The sequence below is a fragment of the Streptomyces sp. NPDC000878 genome (genome assembly GCF_053599695.1).
Map to the genome: position 1 here is coordinate 48,032 of NZ_JBSFMT010000023.1, position 19,459 is coordinate 67,490.

General features: G+C 72.2%; 15 protein-coding genes. 4 read left to right on the plus strand and 11 right to left on the minus strand.

Features of this window, described 5'->3' with window-relative positions:
• Positions 1-118 precede the first annotated feature (118 nt).
• The 4 genes from ACWDR4_RS21685 to ACWDR4_RS21700 all read right to left on the minus strand — a co-directional run bounded on the left by ACWDR4_RS21685 (position 119) and on the right by ACWDR4_RS21700 (position 7,437).
• A complete protein-coding gene (locus ACWDR4_RS21685; RefSeq protein WP_450410689.1) occupies positions 119-2,134 on the minus strand; it encodes an ABC transporter ATP-binding protein in 2,016 nt (671 codons plus the stop codon).
• Positions 2,135-2,216: 82 nt separating this feature from the next.
• Positions 2,217-2,975 carry an NUDIX hydrolase gene (locus ACWDR4_RS21690; protein WP_450410690.1) on the minus strand — a complete coding sequence of 253 codons (759 nt, stop codon included), beginning with the start codon at positions 2,973-2,975 and terminating at the stop codon, positions 2,217-2,219.
• A gap of 131 nt (positions 2,976-3,106) precedes the next feature.
• Positions 3,107-5,287, minus strand: coding sequence for a glycogen debranching N-terminal domain-containing protein (locus ACWDR4_RS21695; protein ID WP_450410692.1), 2,181 nt, complete (start codon positions 5,285-5,287; stop codon positions 3,107-3,109).
• Between the two features lie 545 nt (positions 5,288-5,832).
• Positions 5,833-7,437, minus strand: a complete 1,605-nt coding sequence (locus tag ACWDR4_RS21700) for a DUF4192 domain-containing protein (RefSeq protein WP_450410694.1) — start codon at positions 7,435-7,437, stop codon at positions 5,833-5,835.
• Between the two features lie 231 nt (positions 7,438-7,668).
• On the opposite strand from ACWDR4_RS21700, the gene ACWDR4_RS21705 reads away from it, so the two are divergent.
• Both ACWDR4_RS21705 and ACWDR4_RS21710 read left to right on the plus strand, forming a co-directional pair.
• Positions 7,669-9,834: a RecQ family ATP-dependent DNA helicase gene (locus tag ACWDR4_RS21705; RefSeq protein ID WP_450410695.1), complete on the plus strand. Its 2,166-nt coding sequence runs from the start codon at positions 7,669-7,671 to the stop codon at positions 9,832-9,834.
• A gap of 282 nt (positions 9,835-10,116) precedes the next feature.
• Positions 10,117-10,758, plus strand: a complete 642-nt coding sequence (locus ACWDR4_RS21710) for a hypothetical protein (RefSeq protein ID WP_450410696.1) — start codon at positions 10,117-10,119, stop codon at positions 10,756-10,758.
• 381 nt (positions 10,759-11,139) lie between these two features.
• Here ACWDR4_RS21710 and ACWDR4_RS21715 read toward each other — a convergent pair whose 3' ends face one another.
• From ACWDR4_RS21715 to ACWDR4_RS21725, 3 genes are all read right to left on the minus strand, one after another.
• Entirely contained in the window at positions 11,140-11,829 is a 690-nt protein-coding gene (locus tag ACWDR4_RS21715) for a hypothetical protein (RefSeq protein WP_450410697.1), read from the minus strand.
• A gap of 68 nt (positions 11,830-11,897) precedes the next feature.
• Positions 11,898-12,599, minus strand: coding sequence for a ribonuclease HII (locus ACWDR4_RS21720; protein WP_450410699.1), 702 nt, complete (start codon positions 12,597-12,599; stop codon positions 11,898-11,900).
• Between the two features lie 59 nt (positions 12,600-12,658).
• Positions 12,659-13,282: a TetR/AcrR family transcriptional regulator gene (locus ACWDR4_RS21725; protein WP_450410701.1), complete on the minus strand. Its 624-nt coding sequence runs from the start codon at positions 13,280-13,282 to the stop codon at positions 12,659-12,661.
• Positions 13,283-13,508: 226 nt separating this feature from the next.
• On the opposite strand from ACWDR4_RS21725, the gene ACWDR4_RS21730 reads away from it, so the two are divergent.
• Positions 13,509-15,065: an MFS transporter gene (locus ACWDR4_RS21730; RefSeq protein WP_450410703.1), complete on the plus strand. Its 1,557-nt coding sequence runs from the start codon at positions 13,509-13,511 to the stop codon at positions 15,063-15,065.
• Between the two features lie 548 nt (positions 15,066-15,613).
• Here the strand turns inward: ACWDR4_RS21730 and ACWDR4_RS21735 are convergent.
• The 3 genes from ACWDR4_RS21735 to ACWDR4_RS21745 form a co-directional block, all read right to left on the minus strand.
• Entirely contained in the window at positions 15,614-16,531 is a 918-nt protein-coding gene (locus ACWDR4_RS21735; RefSeq protein WP_450410705.1) for an ADP-ribosylglycohydrolase family protein, read from the minus strand.
• 12 nt (positions 16,532-16,543) lie between these two features.
• Positions 16,544-17,203 carry a histidine phosphatase family protein gene (locus ACWDR4_RS21740; protein WP_450410706.1) on the minus strand — a complete coding sequence of 220 codons (660 nt, stop codon included), beginning with the start codon at positions 17,201-17,203 and terminating at the stop codon, positions 16,544-16,546.
• 115 nt (positions 17,204-17,318) lie between these two features.
• Complete coding sequence (locus ACWDR4_RS21745) at positions 17,319-17,924, minus strand: YdbC family protein (RefSeq protein ID WP_189147543.1); 606 nt, start codon at positions 17,922-17,924, stop codon at positions 17,319-17,321.
• 154 nt (positions 17,925-18,078) lie between these two features.
• On the opposite strand from ACWDR4_RS21745, the gene ACWDR4_RS21750 reads away from it, so the two are divergent.
• Positions 18,079-18,612, plus strand: a complete 534-nt coding sequence (locus ACWDR4_RS21750; protein WP_450410707.1) for a TerD family protein — start codon at positions 18,079-18,081, stop codon at positions 18,610-18,612.
• Here ACWDR4_RS21750 and ACWDR4_RS21755 read toward each other — a convergent pair.
• A complete protein-coding gene (locus ACWDR4_RS21755; protein WP_450410709.1) occupies positions 18,603-19,418 on the minus strand; it encodes a DUF2785 domain-containing protein in 816 nt (271 codons plus the stop codon). The two genes, ACWDR4_RS21750 and ACWDR4_RS21755, sit on opposite strands and share 10 nt — an antisense overlap.
• Between the last annotated feature and the right edge of the window lie 41 nt (positions 19,419-19,459).

Below are 19,459 nucleotides of genomic sequence, written 5' to 3' on the forward strand. Positions count from 1 at the left end.
TGAAAAGCACACGAAAGGGTGATCGCTCACCCCGTCGCAATTGACGCCTTATCGGAAAGAAATGGGCGTTCCCCGGGGAGTTGTGCGCAGGGCGGGACCGGAAGGGCGCGGGCGATCGTCATCGGACCCTGCTTCGCAGGGTCGTGAGCAGATACGCGCAGAGCAGGGCAGTCAGCGACAACGCCAGTGCGCCACCGACGGGTTGGGCCATCATTCGCGCTCCGGCGGCCAGATACCGCTCGCCCCCGAACGGCCACTGCGCGAGGAGCAGTTCCCGCAGCCGCACGGAGAACCCGGCCGCGCTCCGCACGGACGCCCCCTCCAGGACCTTCTGCACGAGGGGCACCACGAGGACCGGTACGGCGACCACCGCCGCGAGCCCGGCGGTGGTGGACCGGAAGATGCCCGCGGCCAGCACCCCGGCCCACGAGCAGCCGATCACGAGCCCGATCCAGCTCGCGGTCAGCGCGAGCCAGTCCGCGGGAACCTTCGCCAGCTCCCGTCCGTAGACGAGGTAGAGCACTTCGGCGTCGCAGCCCACCGTGAGGAAGGCCAGCAGCAGCCCGGTGGCCGCGGCTACGAGGAGTTTGGCGGCGAGCAGTCCCAGCCGGCGGGGCACGGTGCCGCGGTCCACCGCCAGGGCGGGGTGGCGGAACTCGTCGCCGAAGGCGATGGCGCCGAGCAGCCCGGCGCCGAGTGCCGCGGGCGGCAGGGGCAGCTCCTGCGGCCAGGCGGCCAGCAGGCGGTGCTGCGGGGTGTGTCCGATGCGGGCCAGGAGTACGGCGACCAGCGCGGACGAGACGAGCACGGCGGCACCGGTCAGAAACCCGGTGCCGACACCTCCGGCCCGGCGCAGCTCGTAGCGGAGGGGACGCAGCGGACTCGGAGCGGGGCGGACGGAGATGGGGGGTGGAAGCGGGGGCGGGTTGTCGGCGGCCAGGACGCCGGAGGCGCGCGTGCGGAGGCCCTGGGGGCGCACGGGCGCGGACACTGCCGGGGTACGGCCGGCCGCCGGCACGGAGACACGGGTGACCGTCGGCACGCGACTGGGGGGCACGTCCGGCCCGGGGAGACAAGTCGCAGGGGTGACCTCGGTTGACGCCTCGGTTGACGCGCGGGGGCTGTGCTCGGCAGAGCCGTGCGCCGGGGAAGCCCCCGGAGGCTCGGCGGAACCCTGACTCCGGGCAGCGCCCTCGAGCACGGTCACGGCGGTCTTCTGTTCGTCTGTGTGTTCATCCCGGCGCGTCGAATCGGCGTCGGAACCCATGTCACCGACCTCGTCGGCGAGTTGGTGTACGAGGATGCCGTGCCGGAACGCGATCTCGCCGACGTCCGCACAGGTGCTGCCGTACACGGAGAGCCGGTTGCCGGACTCCGGTACGACCTCCACGGAGCGCTGCGCCGTGCGGGCCTCCTTGGTCAGCAGGGCCGCAAGGCGGGTGGCGTGCGGGCTGCGGACGGCGACCCGGGGGCGCAGCCGGGTGCGGGAGAAGTCCGCGGCGTCCTGGTCGGCGACGAGCCGGCCCTGTTCGAGGGTGATGATCCGGTCGGCGGTGCGGGCCGCCTCCTTGGGGTCGGTGGTGGTGAACAGGACGGTGCCGCCCTGGGTCGCGTGGGCGCGCAGCATGCCGTGCAGCCAATGGCTTTCGCGGGCGGACAGACCCTCGGTGAGGGAGTCCAGCACGAGGGTGTGCGGGTCCGCCAGCAGGGCGCAGGCCAGGCCGAGCCGACGGTCCATGCCGCGGGACAGGGTGCCGAGGCGTTCGTCGCGCAGGCTGACGAGGCCGACCACCTCAAGGACCTCGTCGGCACGGCGGACCGGGACGCCCGCCGCCGCGCACAGCATGCGGAGTTGGCCTCGGACCGTGCGCGCGGGGTGCCCCGGCACATCACCCAGGAGAACGCCGACCTCACGGGACGGATGGGCGATGCGGTGCAGTGGCCGGCCCCTGAAGTAGGTGATTCCACGGCCCTGTTGGAGTTCGAGCATGAGCCTGAGCACCGCCGTCTTACCGGCGCCCGGGGTACCGAGGAGTGTGGTGACGCATCCCGCGCGCGCCTCGAAGGAGACGTCGTCGACGGCGGGGGGAAGCTCCTTGCGAGGGTTGCTGGTCAGTCCGAAGGCCTGGATCACCCGTAGCAAGATAGCGCGTTATGTCCGTTTTCTACGGTGTGGCAGGGCCCGCGTGCGCACATCCGTCCACGAGGTTCGTGTGTCAGACCTCGGGGCGCAGCATCGGAGGGTTGAGCAGTGTGGCGCCACCGGCTCGGAAGAGCTGGGCCGGGCGGCCCCCCTGCCGGGTGGTCGTGCCTCCGGTGGGGACGAGGAAGCCCGGGGTGCCCGTGACCTTGCGGTGGAAGTTGCGGGGGTCGAGGACCACGCCCCAGACCGCCTCGTACACCCGGCGCAACTCACCGACGGTGAACTCGGTCGGGCAGAACGCGGTGGCCAGCGACGAGTACTCGATCTTGGAGCGGGCGCGCTCGACTCCGTCCGACAGGATCTGGGCGTGGTCGAAGGCGAGTGGTGCCGCCTGCTCGCCGTCGCGGCCGTAGCCGCCCTGGTGCAGCAGTTCCTCGACGGGTGCCCAGCGCGCGCTGTTGGCGTCACCGCCGGCCCGGGGCGCGGGCAGGTCGGGGGCGAGCGCGAGATGGGCGACGCTGACCACCCGCATCCGGGGGTCGCGCTTGGGGTCGCCGTAAGTCGCGAGCTGTTCCAGGTGGGCGCCGTTGTCCTGTGCCGGAGCGTCCGGGTCGTGGGCACGCAGGCCGGTCTCCTCGGCCAGTTCACGCGCCGCGGCCTGCCCCAGATCCTCGTCGGCCCGCACGAAACCGCCGGGGAGTGCCCAGCGCCCCTGAAAGGGCGGCTCACCCCTGCGTACCGCCAGCGCGCACAGGGCGTGACGACGCACGGTCAGCACGACCAGGTCCACGGTGACGGCGAAGGGCGGAAAGGCTGACGGGTCGTAGGGCATGCGGCGATCATAGTCGTCTGCCTGACGATAAACACTCCCCTCTCCGGCCGCACCCATGACTGTTCCACGGTGGTCGAACACGGGTGTCACCGGCCGCTTCCGGTCCTCCTCCCGGGGCATGTCGTACGAGGTCACGCTCCCAGTTGCAGTCCAGCGGCGGCCTCCTCGACCATGGCGACGCCGAGCCGGCCGACCCGTACGGAGAAGGGCTCACCCACGATCCGCAGGCCCGTCAGGCCGATCTCGCCCAGCGGCACGCTGCGTACCGGACGGAGCATGACCGTGTTCGCCGGGGCGTCCGGACGGATGCCGGCCAGGGTGGCGAGCAGCAGCACTCCGGAGGCGGCAGCGGTGGCCGACGGCCGGCAGGCCGCCGGGTGGGGCAGCGGGGCGCCTCCTGCTGTGCGCTGCTCCCCCGCGTACATCTCCGGCAGCCGGTGGTCGAAGGCCTCGGCCGCCGCCAGGAGGCCGCGCAGCAGCGAACTCGCCTCCTTCTCGTACCCGGCGGTGGCCAGGCCCGCGACGGCCACCGCGGTCTCCTGGACCCGCACGGCACCGCTGCGGTGACCGAACGGGTTGTAGCCCGCCTCCTTGACGCCGAGGCCGCGCAGTCCCCAGCCCGAGTCCATGGCCGGGCTGCCGAACAGCCGGGCGAGCTGTTCGGTCTGCACCTTGTCGAGCAGCCCGGGGGCCGACTCGCCCGCGCCCAGCAGACCCGTGTCGAGGAGATGGGCGGCGATCGCGCCGAAGTGCGGCACGGTACGCCCGTCCGGGGTACGGGCAGCCGCCGGTCTGCCGCCGCCCCGGTCCTCGACCCAGAAGTCGTCCCGGAACGCGGTGCGCAGTTCCTGGGCCCACTGCCGCAGCCCGGCACCGCCGGGTCGGCCGTAAGCGTCGAGGAGATCGGCGCCGAGGAGGGCGGCGCGGTGTGCGTGGGCCTGCGTCTCGCAGCGCAGCGGGCCGCCCGGCTGTGGATCGGGCAAGTAGGTGCCGTCGCCCACGGTCGTGCGCAGCCAGGTCAGACAGCGCTCGGCGGTGGGCAGCAGTTCCTCGGTCGTCTGTTCCGGGAGCCCCCAGCGGCGGGCCTCGGCGAGGAGTACGGGGAAGAGCAGGGTGGCCTCCGTACCCGTGCAACCCGGTGGCAGGTGTGCGCCCGCGTCCCGGCGCGGTCCGGGGAGCATGCCGGCCCTCGGGCCCGGACCCGGGATCTGGGTGCGGGCGAGGGTTCGCAGGGTGCCCGCCGCGAGCCCGGTGCCGAGGGGGAGCGTCATCCGGGCGGCGGCGAGAGCCTCGGCCGGGGCCATGCCGCAGCGCCACGGTGCCCCTGCCGCGAGATGCGTGTCGGAGGGATGCGCGGAGTCGCGCAGGAGCAGCGCCTGGAGGTCCTCGATGCTGGTGCTGAGGAGCGCCCCGACGCGTGGATCGTCACCGACGGCCCGTGCCGGGGCGAGGGGGCTCGTCGCCACGTGGCCCACGGCTCGGACGGGTCCCGCGCCGTCCTGCCGTATGCGCAGCTCCAGGGTCGTGGAACCGCCCGGGGGCAGGTCGAGTTCCCAGCGCAGCAGGCCCGCGGAGGCCAGTGCGTCGGCGGGCGGCGGGTCGGCCGTGACGGCCGCGCCGCCGGTGGCGCCGGCCCAGCGCAGGCCGAAGGCGTGGACGCTGGCGGGCAGTTCGGGGCCTGCGGTGCCGGAGGCGATCGTGCCCAGGTCGGCCAGGTCGGTTCCGAGTGACACCTCGACCGGCAGGCGCAGGGGGCGCGGCGCCGAGCTGTGCAGGGTGATCCGCTCGGTGCCGTCCGCGTGGCGGATGCGCTCGACGACGACGTCCGGGTCCGGCCCGCCGTCCGGGGAGGCGCGCAGTGTCCCCACGAAGCGGGCGCGGTCGGCGGCGGTCATCCGGGCCTGGACCGCGAGCGGTTCACGGCCGGCCACCCGGACCTGGCACCGGGCGAGCAGGCGCCTCCCGCCGCGATAGAAGCCCTCCAGTCCTCGGCCGGTGAGCTGTCCCTGGTCCGTGGAGATCGCGAGCCCGGGGAGGGCGACGCAGATCAGGGTGGTGTGGGTCGGTGGCAGTTGGGCGGAACGGCGGGTGGCAGGGGGCGGCGCAAGCGGTGGCCGACCGGCGGGAGGCGGCGGCGCGCCTCTTGCCGGGGGTGCGGAAGGCCGTCCGGTGCCCGGGAAGCGCGGCTCCGAGCCGCGCGGGTCGCCTGCGTTCCCGGGCGCTCCGCCGCCACCTCCCCGCAAGGGCGACGCGGGTGGGCTCACGGCACGGCGATCGTCGTCGGCGGCCGAGGGCGGGGTCGGCGGATGCATGGGCGGCTTCTTCTGCGCTCTGGGCGCCGGGGGCGCGCTCGGCGCCTGGTAGGGAGCTTCGGCGGGGCAGGGGTGGGGCGGCGGCTCGGCCCGTCCAAGGGTTCCGCCACTCAGGTGAACGGACCAGGGCTTCCCCGAGTCACGCCCCCGGCGGGACAAGCCGACCGAATGGCGGTGCGGCGGGGCCTGCGCCCGGCTGGTACCAGGACAACCGCACCGGCAGTTCGCCGCGGTCGGGATGGTGAGGTGTCCGTCAGCTGTCCTGGCGCCGGTCAGTTGTACGTGGACGGCGCCGCCGTTGCTCAATCGCCGCTTGCGCGTTGCGGCGCCGCCGAACCGTCCGCCGCCCATCATGCGCCTGCCCGGACTCCCGTGCGCTGTCCCGGCGCTGACGAGTCGCGGCTCATGCCTCCGATCCCTGCGCGGCGATCGGCCGCTGATCCCGTCGCCGTCCAGGCACCGGTCGACCGCCCCGCCCTTGTCGGTCCGGCCGGCCGGTGCCCAACCGCTGCCCTGGCGCCCTTGGACTGTTGTCCCACCCCCGTTCACGCATCGTCCCCCTTCGCCCTGTGCCCGCGCGGTGCGGCCTCTCCCGTGCCCGGGCCGCGACGACGTACGGCGGGCTTGCCCAAGGGCTGGGGACGCGTCCCGCCCGTCCCCCTGGCACGGGGGCGCGTCTCGGCGCCGTCCGGCGCTCCTACCCGGCGTCGACGCCTCGTGGCCGACTCCAGGGCCCGTGCGGCGCCACTGACCGACGTCGAGCAGGACGGGGAACCCCCGACCTCGTCGTGCGGCGTCGTGGCTCCGGTGCCGTCGAACCGGCCGTCGTTCTCGGTCCGCTGCGCGCCATCGATGCCGTCCGTTCCCTCGAAGCCCCGCGTGGACTCGAACCCGTCCGTGTCCTCGATTCCCTCCGATTCCTCGCCCCAGCCGATGCCCATGCCCATGTCCTCGCGCTCGCCCTCGTCGCTGTCGTTGTCCTCGATCCACCCGGTGTCCGGCATCGTCCGGGGCGGCCCGGCAGCCACGTGTGCTCGGCCGCCGCGCTCCGCGCGCAGACAGCGGCGGATCGACTCGGGGTCCAGGCCCTCGTTGCAGGCCTGGTGCAGCAGGCGGGCGAACAGGTAACCGGGGTCCGCGCCGAGTGCCATGGCCAGGGCCTCCCTGGCCTCCAGATCGTCGCCGGTCGACCAGGCGACCCAGCCGGCGAGCGTCAGCGGAGCCGCCGCGTGCTCCCGGTAGGAACCGACACAGCGGCGGGCGAGGGCCCGCCAGAGGCGCAGGGCCGGTGCCGCCTCGTCGCCCTCCATCCACTCCGCCGCGCGGTCCCGGGTCGTACGGTCCTGCAGACCCAGAATCAGTGCGGCGGCCTCGTCGTGGGTGAGCAGTTCGTCGTCTCGGAGGTCTGCCAGGAGCGTGCCGGACACGGCGGGGGCCTCGGCGAACCGGTCCCTGACCCGGCGTGCCTCTCGCAGGGTCTCCTCGGCGATGTCCGCGCGGCTCGCGTCGTCGAGGATTCGCGGGACCAGGCGGGCGTTCGCGTTGTGGAGCACGCGTTCCTGTTCCCGCGCCGCAGCGGTCTCCCAGGGCTGGAGCCTGCCCCGCAACTCACGCAGTGTGCCCCGCACTTGCAGACCGGCATAGGTCGCGGCGGCGGCCAGCACCGAGGTACCGGGCAGGCCCATGGACACCCCCTCGTCCGGACAGCACTCGGGCGTCACACAGCAGTAGGACCAGAAGCGGTTGTCGGCGATGCACAGCGCCTCGACCACGGGTACGTCGAGACGGCCGCACTCGGTGCGCAGCAACTGGGCGAGCGGGCGCAGCCGTTCCCGCACCTGATGCCGTGCCTCGCCCTCCGCCGGTTCCTGGCAGAGATACACGACCATGCTCTCGGGCCGTGCGCCTCTGCGCTCGCTGCCGGTCACCAGACCGTGCGTCAACTGCTGTGCCACGGCGGGCCAGTCGTCCGGGTTCGTGGGAATCCCGAGCCGGGCCCGGCCGCCGAACCGGCCGCGTCCGTCCCGGTCGTGCAGTGCGACCAGGACGATGCTGTCCTCGGGGTGGTAGCCGAGCAGATACGGCAGGGCGTCGGCCAGTTCGGCCGGGGTGCGCAGGGTGACCTGATGCGTTTCGCTGTGATTCGTCATGCGGTGACGATCTCGCGGATTTCCAGGTTCCGCTTGAGCCTGTGGATAACCTCAAGCAGGGGCACGTCAAGGCGGCGCCGGGCAGGTCGGGCACGGGGCCGGGCACCGGGTGCGGAGACCGGCGCCCGCCATGTCCGCCCACGCCCGCACGCGGACGCGCGCGCCCGACAGGTGGCTGTGATGCGCCGTCCCACGTCCCGGTTGTCAGTGACGTCCTGTTGTATGGGGTGCATGGAGCACACGAGCAACGCGGATCTCCGGGCGGCGGCCGACACGGTCCTCGCCCGCCTCGTCGGGGACGCCACAGGCGCCGCCCGGCTGCGCGAGGACCAGTGGCGGGCGATCGAGGCGCTGGTCGCCGACAAGCGCCGGGCCCTGGTCGTACAGCGCACGGGGTGGGGCAAGTCCGCGGTGTACTTCGTGGCGACCTCGCTGCTGCGGGCCCAGGGCAGTGGGCCCACCGTGATCGTCTCTCCGCTGCTCGCGCTGATGCGCAACCAGGTGGACGCCGCGGCCCGGGCGGGCATCCACGCGCGGACGATCAACTCCTCGAACACCGAGGAATGGGACACGGTCCAGGAGGAGATCGCGGCGGGCACGGTCGACGTCCTGCTGGTCAGCCCCGAACGCCTCAACAACCCCGACTTCCGCGACCAGGTGCTGCCCAAGCTCGCCGCCGCGACGGGCCTGCTCGTGGTGGACGAGGCCCACTGCATCTCCGACTGGGGCCACGACTTCCGCCCGGACTACCGCCGGCTGCGCACTATGCTCACCGACCTCGCGCCGGGCGTGCCCGTCCTGGCCACCACCGCCACGGCCAACGCGCGCGTGACCGCCGACGTGGCCGAACAACTGGGTACCGGCGGCGCTTCGGACGCGCTGGTGCTGCGCGGCCCCCTGGACCGGGAGAGCCTGAGCCTCGGTGTGCTGCGGCTGCCTGACGCGGCACACCGGATGGCGTGGCTCGCCGACCACCTCGCCGATCTGCCGGGCTCCGGGATCATCTACACGCTCACGGTGGCCGCCGCCGAGGAGGTCACGGCCTTCCTCCGGCAGCGCGGGCACACCGTGGCCTCGTACACGGGGAAGACGGAGAACGCCGACCGGCAGCAGGCCGAGGACGACCTGCTCGGCAACAAGGTGAAGGCCCTGGTGGCGACGTCCGCGCTCGGTATGGGCTTCGACAAGCCGGACCTCGGCTTCGTCGTGCACCTCGGCTCGCCCTCCTCCCCGATCGCCTACTACCAACAGGTCGGTCGCGCCGGACGCGGTGTCGAGCACGCGGAGGTGCTGCTGCTCCCGGGGAAGGAGGACGAGGCGATCTGGGAGTACTTCGCCTCCCTCGCCTTCCCTCCGGAGGAACTGGTGCGCCGCACTCTCGACGTTCTCGCGCGCGCGGAGCGGCCGTTGTCGCTGCCCGCCCTGGAACCCCTGGTGGAACTCCGCCGCTCCCGCCTGGAGAGCATGCTCAAGGTTCTCGACGTCGACGGGGCCGTCAACCGGGTCAAGGGCGGCTGGGTCTCCACGGGCCGGCCGTGGACGTACGAGACGGAGCGGTACGAGTGGGTGGCGCGCCAGCGGAAGGCCGAGCAGCAGGCGATGCGCGCGTACGCGTCGACGACGGACTGCCGGATGGAGTTCCTGCAGCGCCAGTTGGACGACGAGGGCGCCAAGCCCTGTGGCCGCTGCGACAACTGCGCGGGCGCCCGGTTCACCCCCGACGCCTCCACGAAGGCCGTGGACGCCGCGCGCGCGGATCTGGGCCGGGCCGGTGTCGAGGTCGAGCCCCGGCGCATGTGGCCGACCGGGCTGCCGGCGATCGGAGTCGAGCTGAAGGGACGTATTCCGGTCGGTGAACAGGCCTCCACGGGGCGCGCGTTGGGCCGGTTGTCGGACATCGGCTGGGGCAACCGGCTGCGCCCGATGTTCTCGCCGCAGGCCCCGGACGGGCCGGTGCCGGACGATGTGGCCAAGGCCGTCGTCGGTGTGCTGGTCGACTGGGCGAAGGGACCCGACGGCTGGGCCTCGGGAGCCGCGGCGGCCCAGCCGCGCCCGGTCGGCATCGTCACCGTCGCCTCACGCACCCGCCCGCAGCTGATCGCGTCCCTGGGCGCGCGGATCGCGGAGATCGGCCAGCTGCCCCTGCTGGGCAGTCTGGAGTACGCCGGTGAGGCCCCGCCCGTGTCCCGCAGCAACAGCGCCCAGCGACTGAAGGCGCTCGACGGAGCCCTGACCGTGCCGCCCGCGCTGGCCGCCGCCCTCGTCGATGCGCAGGGGCCAGTCCTCCTTTTGGACGACTTCACGGAGACCGGCTGGACGCTCGCGGTGGCGGCCCGGATGCTCCGCCGGGCCGGGGCGCGGGGGGTCCTGCCGCTGGTCCTCGCCCTGCAAGGCTGATGACGAGCACATGAACCAGGGTGGACACCCGGACCAACGGCATGTTCCGGGCCACCCCAGGCATCTACAAATGACACACCCGGCAGGGATATAATCCACAGATCACCAGAAGACGGTCGGTGGCCCCATTTGCTCGTTGCCGCAACCCAGTTCGACCGCAAGAATTGGAGTCCGCTCCCCGCACGGCTTCTTGCCCGTGGTCCGGCAGGGCTTCGCTGCGGTGTGCGCTCCCCCAAGTCCGATCTCCGCCCGCAGTGTGGGCGCGTAGCCGAAGGGAGGACCGTGACCTTCGGATTCGCTCCGTCCCCCGCGGCATCCATGTCGACGTCTGCCGACCTGTCCGCCGCTTCCACCAACTCAGCAGCCCGCATGCTCGAACCCGCGGAGTGGGCCGCAGCCGGGATTCCCCTGCTGCGCAATCCGCGAGAGGTCGTCAGCGGACTGCACTCCAGGCACAGCCCCAGACCCGCGACCGCGATCGTGGCCGTCCTCGATCCGGACGAGCGGGTGCGGGCGAGTGCCTCGTTCATCCGCCGCTCCGCGCCGGCCGACGGCTGGATGTTCCGCAACTCGCTGCTCGCGCAGCTGCGCCGGGTCATCCCGCACGACCTGCGCCGCCGTACGCCGGTGCGTACGGCCGTCCTGCTCTACTGCCGTGACGGCGACGCCCGTTGGACGCAGGAGGACGGCGCGTGGATGTGGGGTCTGCGCGACGCCTGCACCCTGCACGGGCTGCGCTGCGGGGCGTACATCACGCTGACCCGCGACGGCTGGCAGGTACTCGGCGAGGGCCGCGGCGGGCGTCGCCCGAACGCGGACTCCCCACCGGAGCCCCTCGCCATGTCCGAGGCACCGCCACCGCTGCCGATGCCCCGCACCGGAGGCGCCGCCTCGGACATCCTGCGCCGCGCGGCGGCCCGCTGACCCCGGCGCCCGACAGGGCCGCACCTGACGGCCATGGGGAAGGCGACCACGTCGTACGAGAACAGCCACCGCGGACAACGGCGTCCACCCGGTACGACGTACGACGACGCATCAGGGCATGCGTCAGCGATCATCTGCACGCGCGCGCACGTCGGCCCGGCACACGACGGCTCGCCCGTACGGCGTCCACAGCACAGGACGGGCGCACGCGCACGCGTGCCCCGGTCGACCGTACGATCTCGCTCTGTTGCCTGGGCCATGACATCACCGGCGTACGACCGCCCGGACGCGTCGAAGCGCGTCAGGGCATGCCGGATCACCCGCCGTACGAATACCGCTTCAGCGGTTCTCCGTCAGCCCGTCCGATGGCGCTGGACCGGCTCAGACCCCCGCGCCCAGCACCGAGTTGATCTGCTGCGGGTCGCCGCAGACGATCAGCAGGGCACCGGCTCGGCCGAGGGCCAGGGGAAGGGCCGTGGCGGCCGTGGTGTCGGCACCGCCGTTGACGGCGACCACGACCACGGGACGTGAACCGGCACGGCTCACAGCGGCGGCGTCGGCATAGAAGACGTCGTCGCCCGCGTCGTGCTGCGCCCAGTACGGGGCCTCACCGAAGGACAGTTCGTGCGCGGCCCACGGGTGCGGATCGCCGGTGGTGATCACCAGCACCTCGCCGGGGGCGCGGCCCGACTCCAGGAGCAGGTCGACGGCTTCCTCCGCAGCGTCCAGCGCGCCCTCGGCCGAGGCCGGGATCAGCTGGATCTGCGGGGCCGTCGAAGCCGCGGAGGCAGGGGCAGAGGGGGCGGAAGGGACAGGGGCGGCCGGAGCCGCGGACGGCCCGGGCTTGACCGCACCCGCGGTCGCGGCCACGGCGGTCGCGGGCGCGTCGTGCGGTGCGCGCTGGGCCGGCGCCGTGGGCCGGAAAGGCCCCGGACGGCCGGGACGCGGCGCAGCCGCGGGGCGGGGGCCGGGTACGGGACGGGGGGTCTGCGCGGTGCGGCCACTGGCCGGAGTGACGCGGGGACCCTGGGCACTCTCGTGAATCTGAGGCTCCTCGGGAATGAGAGGCATGACCTGATATTTATCAAACGCCCGTGCGACTCGCGTCGGCGGGTGGCACATGAGTGCGAACGGAACTGTCAGAAGTCGAAGCCGAGCTGGCCCTCGATCTCCGGAGCGTTCCCGTTCGCCCAACTGCGGGCCTTCTTGAGGTGCCGCCACTGGGGCAGCGCATCAAGATACGCCCACGACAGCCGGTGGTACGGGGTGGGACCCCGCTCCTCCAGCGCGGCCTTGTGCACGGGGGACGGATACCCGGCATTGGCCGCAAAACCGAAGTCTGCATGGTCGATACCCAGTTCGGCCATCATTTTGTCGCGCTGAACCTTGGCGATCACGGACGCCGCCGCGACCGCCACGCACGACTGGTCACCCTTGATCACCGTGCGGACCTGCCACGGCGACCCCAGGTAGTCGTGCTTGCCATCGAGGATGACCGCGTCGGGGCGGACGGGCAAGGCCTCCAGTGCGCGCACCGCGGCGAGCCGCAGCGCGGCCGTCATCCCCAGGTCGTCGATCTCCTCCGGAGAGGCGTGCCCCAACGCGTACGACGTGACCCATGTCCGCAGTTCTTCCGCGAGTTGGGTACGCCGCTTGACCGCGATGAGCTTGGAGTCGGTGAGCCCCTCGGGGGGCCGCCGGAGACCGGTGACCGCCGCGCAGACGGTGACGGGACCGGCCCACGCGCCCCGGCCCACCTCGTCGACGCCGGCGATGACCTTCGCTCCGGTCGTGGCGCGCAGGGAGCGCTCGACGGTGTGGGTGGGTGCTTCGTACGGCATGGCGGTCTCAGCCTACGCCGCCCGGAACCCCACGCGACACCCCGGCCCCCCAAGCCACTTCAGACACTTCCCGCCCGCAACAGCGGAACCATCAACTGGTCGATCATCTCTTCGATGTCCCGCTCGTCCCATTCACTCGCGCACATCTTCGAGCGGTACATCATCATGGCCGGAATGGCGTCGAGGACATAGCCGTTGGCGGCGTCGGGACGGGTCTCCCCTCGCGTGATTCCGCGGTCGATGATCTCCCGGAGGAGCCTCACCGTCGGCTCGACGAGCCCTCCGAAGATCACGCCCTGAAAGCGTTCCGCCTGCGGGCTGTCGCATTCGTGAATCACCGAGCGCAGCGCGAACCCCGGGCGCGAGAACATCGCCTCGCGCACCTGCCGGCACAGTTCGAGGAGGTCGTCCCGCACGTTCCCGAGGTCGGGCGCCCGGTCGAAGCGCGGCAGCCCGGCCTGGAGCGCGTCCGCGACGAGGTCCTCCTTCGAGGGCCAGCGTCTGTAGACCGCGGCCTTGCCGGTCTGGGCGCCGGCGGCGACGCCCTCCATCGTGAGGCCGTTCCAGCCGACCGTACTGAGCTGCTCCAGCGCGGCGTCGAGAATCGCGCGTTCGAGCACGGCGCCGCGCCGGCGGGGGGAGGCCGTCTGAGCGGGGGCGGCCGTCCAGCGCGAGGTAACCATCTGATGTGTCTCCAGCGGGCAAGGGTGAGCGGGCGGTGCGAGGATTATCAGGATTGTCGGTATTGAGGGGATCGCCGACGGGGTGAATCGCAGAGATTACCCGGGCGACCGGGGTGCGACACGGCGGCGACTTCAGTGAACGCTTGCGTTCACTGTCGGGGACTCACTACCGTTCGACGCAACAGTGAACGCGAGCGTTCACTAGTGCTCTTATGGGGGACCCATAGTGACTACCTCTTCATTGATGAAGGACCAGAAGCCAGGTGCGGCCCGCCGGGAGGGGCATCCCGGCATAGCGCTCACCGTCATCGCGGCCTGCCAACTCATGGTGGTACTCGACGCGACGATTGTGAACATCGCGCTGCCGCACATTCAAGACGCCCTCAAGTTCAGCACCACCGACCTCACCTGGGTGGTCAGCGCCTACACGCTCACCTTCGGCGGCCTGCTGCTGCTCGGCGGCCGGGCGGGCGACATCCTCGGCCGCCGCCGGGTCTTCATGACCGGCATCCTGGTGTTCATCGCCGCCTCCCTGCTGGGCGGACTCGCCCAGGAACCCTGGCAGTTGCTGGCCGCACGCGCCCTCCAGGGCGTGGGTGGCGCGATCGCGTCGCCCACCTCGCTGGCGCTCATCACCACCACGTTCGCCGAAGGCCCGGAGCGCAACCGGGCGTTCGGGGTCTTCGCCGCCGTCTCGGCGGGCGGCGGCGCCGTCGGCCTGCTCGCCGGCGGCATGCTCACGGAGTGGCTCGACTGGCGTTGGGTGCTGTTCGTCAACGTACCGATCGGCATCCTGATCGCCGTGCTCACGCCGCTGTACATCAGCGAGTCCGAACGCCACCCCGGCCGCTTCGACATCGTGGGCGCGCTGACCTCGACGCTGGGCATGGCGGCCCTCGTCTACGGCTTCATCCGCGCGGCGGAGGAGGGCTGGCGGGACAGCCTGACCCTCGCGTCCTTCGGCACGGCGGTGATCCTGCTGGCCGCCTTCGTCTTCGTGGAGATGCGCGCCAAGGAGCCGATCACCCCGCTGAAGATGTTCGCCGACCGCAACCGCTCGGGCACGTACGTGATCATGCTGAGCCTGGCCGCGGCGATGTTCGGCATGTTCTTCTTCATCGTCCTCTTCGTGCAGAACGTGTTGCTGTACACGCCGATCGAGGCGGGCCTCGCCTTCCTGCCGGTGACCTTCGCCATCGCCATCGGCGCGGGCCTGTCGCAGCGGTTCCTGCCGGTCCTCGGACCCAAGCCGTTCATGGTGGTCGGATCGGCACTGGCGACTCTCGGCCTCATCTGGCAGGCCTTCATCACCCCCGACAGCTCGTACGTCGGCGGGGTGCTCGGCCCGATGGTGGTCTTCGGCTTCGGTATGGGCCTCAACTTCGTGACGCTGACCCTGACCGCGGTCTCCGGGGTCGCCGCGCACGAGGCCGGCGCCGCGTCCGGGCTGCTCAACGTCACGCAGCAGGTGGGCGGTTCGCTCGGCCTCTCCATCCTGACGACGGTGTTCGGCGCGGCCAGCCGCGACGAGGCGGCGAAACAGGTACCCAAGTTCCTCGCCGAGGCATCGCCGGAGCAGAAGGCGGAGTTCGCCAGGACCAACCAGCTCCCGGCTCCCTGGAGCCACGAGGTACTCGCCCACGGCATCTCCACGGCCTTCATCCCGGCCGCCGCGATGGCCGTACTCGCCCTCGCCACCGCCTGGTTCGTGATCCGCGTCCGCAAGAGCGACCTGGAGGCCCTGTCGGGCACGGCGAGCACCGCGGGTCCGGCGGGCGGCTGATCTCCCGGCAGCGGGCCCGCAGGCGCCGCCCTGCGGGGTCGCAAGCGACGACGGCAGCCCTGCTCGCTCCGGATGCCCGGAGCGACGCAGGGCGCCGTGGGCCTCGCGAGGCGGCCACCCGCGCGGACGACGTCCCGTGCCCTACCGTCGCCGGCAGGGCATGTACGTCACTCCGGTACGTCACTCCGGGCACCGACGCGACACGCGGCGCTGCGGGCCCCAAGTGCCGGCCGCGCGGACGACGCCCAGCGGCACGGCGACGCTCCCGCAGCGGCCCGCGCCGTCAGCGCCTGACCGGGACCTACCTCGCCCCAGGCTCGCGTTTCCGGCACGCACGCGCGTGTGTGCGCCGCCATACGGCTTGCGCCGGCGTGGGGTCGGGGACACCGGCACGCACGCGCGCGTGCGCCAGCAGTAGATGCCGTCCTGCTCCATGGGTTCGCTCCCGGTGCGCACGCGCGCCCGGGCCCGCACGACACCTCTACGTCGCCCCGGCACGAAGCCGGATCACCGCCCGAGGCCGCCCCAGGGGCCCACACACCGCAGGACTAGGCCCCCGTCGGCACCCACTCCGGCAGCCCTTCCGTCCGCTCCAGCCACGCCAACGGCGGTGCCCCCGCCTTCCCCGCGGCGAGTACGCCGCCCACGATGGCGCAGTTCGTGTCCACGTCGCCGCCCGCCCGGGCCGTGACCCAGAAGGCCTCTTCGTAGTCACCGAGGGCGCGCGCGGCGGACCAGAGCGCGAAGGGCACGGTGTCGTGCGCCGACGTACGCCGGCCACAGCCCAGTACGGCCGCGACCGTGCCCGCGTCGGCGTAGTCGAGCATGTCCCGAGCGCGCCGCAGCCCGGCGGCGACGGCGCTTCGCGGGACGAGCGCGATGACACCGTCGAGGAGCGCACCAGGGCTCGGCGGGCCGTCCGGAGCGGCTGCCAGGGCGGCTGCCGCGGCGACGGCCATGGCGCCGACCACGGCCTCGCGGTGCTGGTGCGTGGGGTAGGCCGAGATCTCCGCCTGGTGGGTCGCCTGCTCCGGGTCGTCCGCGTACCAGGCGCCCAGCGGAGCGATACGCATGGCCGCGCCGTTGCCCCAGGATCCCTGCCCGTTGAACAGGGCGGACGCCAGCTCGCGCCAGTCGCCGCCCTCCCGGACCAGCCGCAGGAGCCGGTTCACCGCAGGGCCGTACCCGCGGTCGAAGTCGTGGTGGTGCGCGAAGGAGTGGGCCAGCGCGTCCTGGTCGATGCGGCGGTGCGCGGCCAGTACGGCCACCACAGAGCACGCCATCTCCGTGTCGTCGGTCCACTGCCAGGGGCCGGGCGGCAGCTCGCGGAGCCCCAGCAGCGGGTGGTTCACGGGCACGAAGAACTGCGACCCCAGCGCGTCCCCCACCGCGAGCCCGCGGAGGCTGGCCAGGGCGCGCTCCAGGCGCTCGTGCGCAGCGGAAGCAGGAGAGGAGTCAACGGTCATCGCCCTACCACCCTAACCGCTGATTCCGTACGATTCCGGGTCACGCCAGCGCTCGAACGGCCGGTCGAGGGTGTACCTGCCGTCACCCCCGAGAACGAGCATCCGCATCTCCGCGTTCCCCGGATTCGACAGCGACTCGAACTCCGCGACCGTCCAGTGGAACCAGCGCATGCAGAACAGCCGCATGGCCAGACCGTGGGTCACCAGCAGCACGTTGGGCGGATGGTCGGGGGCCTCGAAGCTGCGGTAGAGGCTCTCCAGGAAGCCTCCGACCCTGTCGTACACGTCGGCGCCGGACTCCCCCTGGGCGAACCGGTAGAAGAAGTGCCCGTAAGCGTCCCGGTACGCCTTCTGCAGCTGTACGTCGTCCCGGTCCTGCCAGTTGCCCCAGTCCTGCTCGCGCAGCCGGGGCTCCTCGCGTACGCGTATGAGGTCGGGGTTCAGGCTGAACGCGCGCAGGGTCTCGTGGGTACGGCGGTACGGGGAGACGTACACGCTGACCTGCTCCTGCCCGAACACCTCGCGCAGCCGTTTGCCCGTCTCCTCCGCCTGCCGCCAGCCGCGTTCGGTGAGGGCGAGGGCATGGTCCGGCTCGCGTTCGTAGACGGTGTCATCGGCATTGCCCATTGACTCGCCGTGCCGGACAAGGACGATGCGCCGTGGTCTTACCATGCCAAAACCCTAGATCGGCTCGGCGTCGAGCGGGCACTCGCACGGTCTCTATACGGCGTATGTCACACATGTCGTGCGCATTGGAGCACTCAGAGTGCTGATCCGGTACGGATCTTCAGACTATCCAGCTCGGTTCCAGCTCGACGATGTCGCCGGCGAGGGCGGCGACATCCGCCTCCAGCTGGGCCCGCAGCGCCAGCCGCTCCACGCGCTCGGCCCGGTACTTGCCGTGCTCGGCGGCCGACCGCCACATCGACAGGATCAGGAACTCGTGCCCCGGCGCCTCGCCGAACAGCCCACGCACCATGCCGGGGGAACCCGCCATCGCAGGGTTCCAGACCTTCTCCTGCATCAGCGCGAAGTGCTCCGCGCGCTCCTCGTGGACACGGCAGTGCGCCACCCGTACCAGGTCGGAGTCCGTGAAGCGCGGCTCGAAGCCGGTCTTCACGTCGAACCGGTGGTCGAACAGCTTGACCTGCTGTTCCTTGAACGTGCCCGACTGAGCGGTGGCGAGCCGGTCATGGGACCGGGCCATGAAGGAGTCGTAGAAGGCCCGGCTCTCCCAGAAGGCGAAGACGTGCGCCACGCCGGGACGCCCCCGGCTCCAGCCCCCGCCCTGCCCCCGGAATCCCGGCTCCCCCAGAAGTCCCGCCCACTTTCGCTGCCCCCGTTCGAAACCGCGGCGGTCCACCACGGTGCAGCGAATCCACTTGACCAGCACCGCGCCATCGTAAGGCCACGGAGCGTGGCGCCGGTCACGCTCGGGCGGAGTACAACCGCGCGAGCGCCCCCGCGCACGTGGCACGATGGACAACCAGCTGTGATGTACCGGCAGTTGGAGCGACCGCACACGGCGAACGGGGAAGGGAAGTCTGGTGAAGGCCCTCAACAAGGGGATCCGCAAGGCCGAAGTCTCACTGAAGTGGGATCCGAGTCCGGCGGGGCAGCCCCCCACCGATCTCGACATCGTCGCCGCGACCTACCCGGCGACCGATCCGTACGGCGATCCCGCCTATGTGGTGCACTTCGACAGCCGCTCCCCGGACGGCACGATCACGCTCAACCGGGACAGCAAGGACGGCAAGGGCTTCGGCTGGGACGAGGTCATGACGCTGGAGTTCGACCGCCTGGCCGCCCAGTACGCGCGCGTGGTGGTCGGCGTCATCATCCAACAGCGTTCCACGCACCGGACGTTCGTCAGCGTGATCAAGCCCGGCCTGCGCATCCGCGAGGGCTACGGCGTCCTGGCCGAGGACGACTTCGGCGGCGTTCTGGGGTCGACGGCGGCCACGGTCGCGGAGTTCGTCCGCGACGAGAGCGGGTCGTGGGACTTCCACTCCGGCGTCCAGGGCTTCGAGGACGACCCGGCTACGTTCACCAGGACGATGGGCCGCACGCGTCAGACCTGATCCTTCCCCGAAGGGGAGGGTAGGTAAGGGGTGACGATCGCGAGGGTGGCGGCCAGGGCATCGAGTACGGCCTCCCGATGGGTGACCGTGCTCAGCGGGCCGTCCCCTCCCGGCGCGCGAAGTCCGCGGTCCGCCAGCAGGTAGAGCATGCGCAGCGTGCGCATGGTGTTGGAGGCCCATGGCGGAACCGGCCCGGACTCTCCCGTCCGGAACGCCGCCGTGACGGCGTCCAGCCATCCCACCGACTCGGCGGCGCCGAGCCCGGGCCGGCACAGAACCTGAGCCAGCGCACGGGCGATCCGGTCGTCCTCCTGAGCGTCGAAGACATGGTCGGTGTCGGCCAGCAGCCGCGCGACGGCCAGTTCGATCAACGGTGCGGGCTCCTGCTGCGGGCGCCGTGCGAGAGCCGCCAGCAGGTCGGCGCCGTGCGCGGCGGCGTGCACCCAGCCGAGCGTGGTGTCGTACCCGCGCAGATCGGCCTCCCCGGGATACCACCCGGCGAACGCCTCCCACCACTCCTGCCGCCAGTCCCCCGCGTCGACGATCCGGGCGAGGACGAGGGGAGCGAAAGCACGCGCCTGAATGCCGGGATCGTCGAACAGCCCGGCCGTCCGGTCCCCGAGCCACCGGCGCTCCGCCGCGTCGAGGGCGGGTATCCAGCGGACAGCCGTGACGTACGCCCACTCGTCACGCACCACGGGATCCGGGGAACGGAGATCCACGACCAGCGCGTCCAGAGCGGCTGCCCGAGCAGCCGCCGAGAGCTCACCGATCTCACCGTCGTGACGCTGCGACTTGTCGTCCATGGACGGAGGTTACGTGGCCCAGGACATGACAGAGGAGGGGC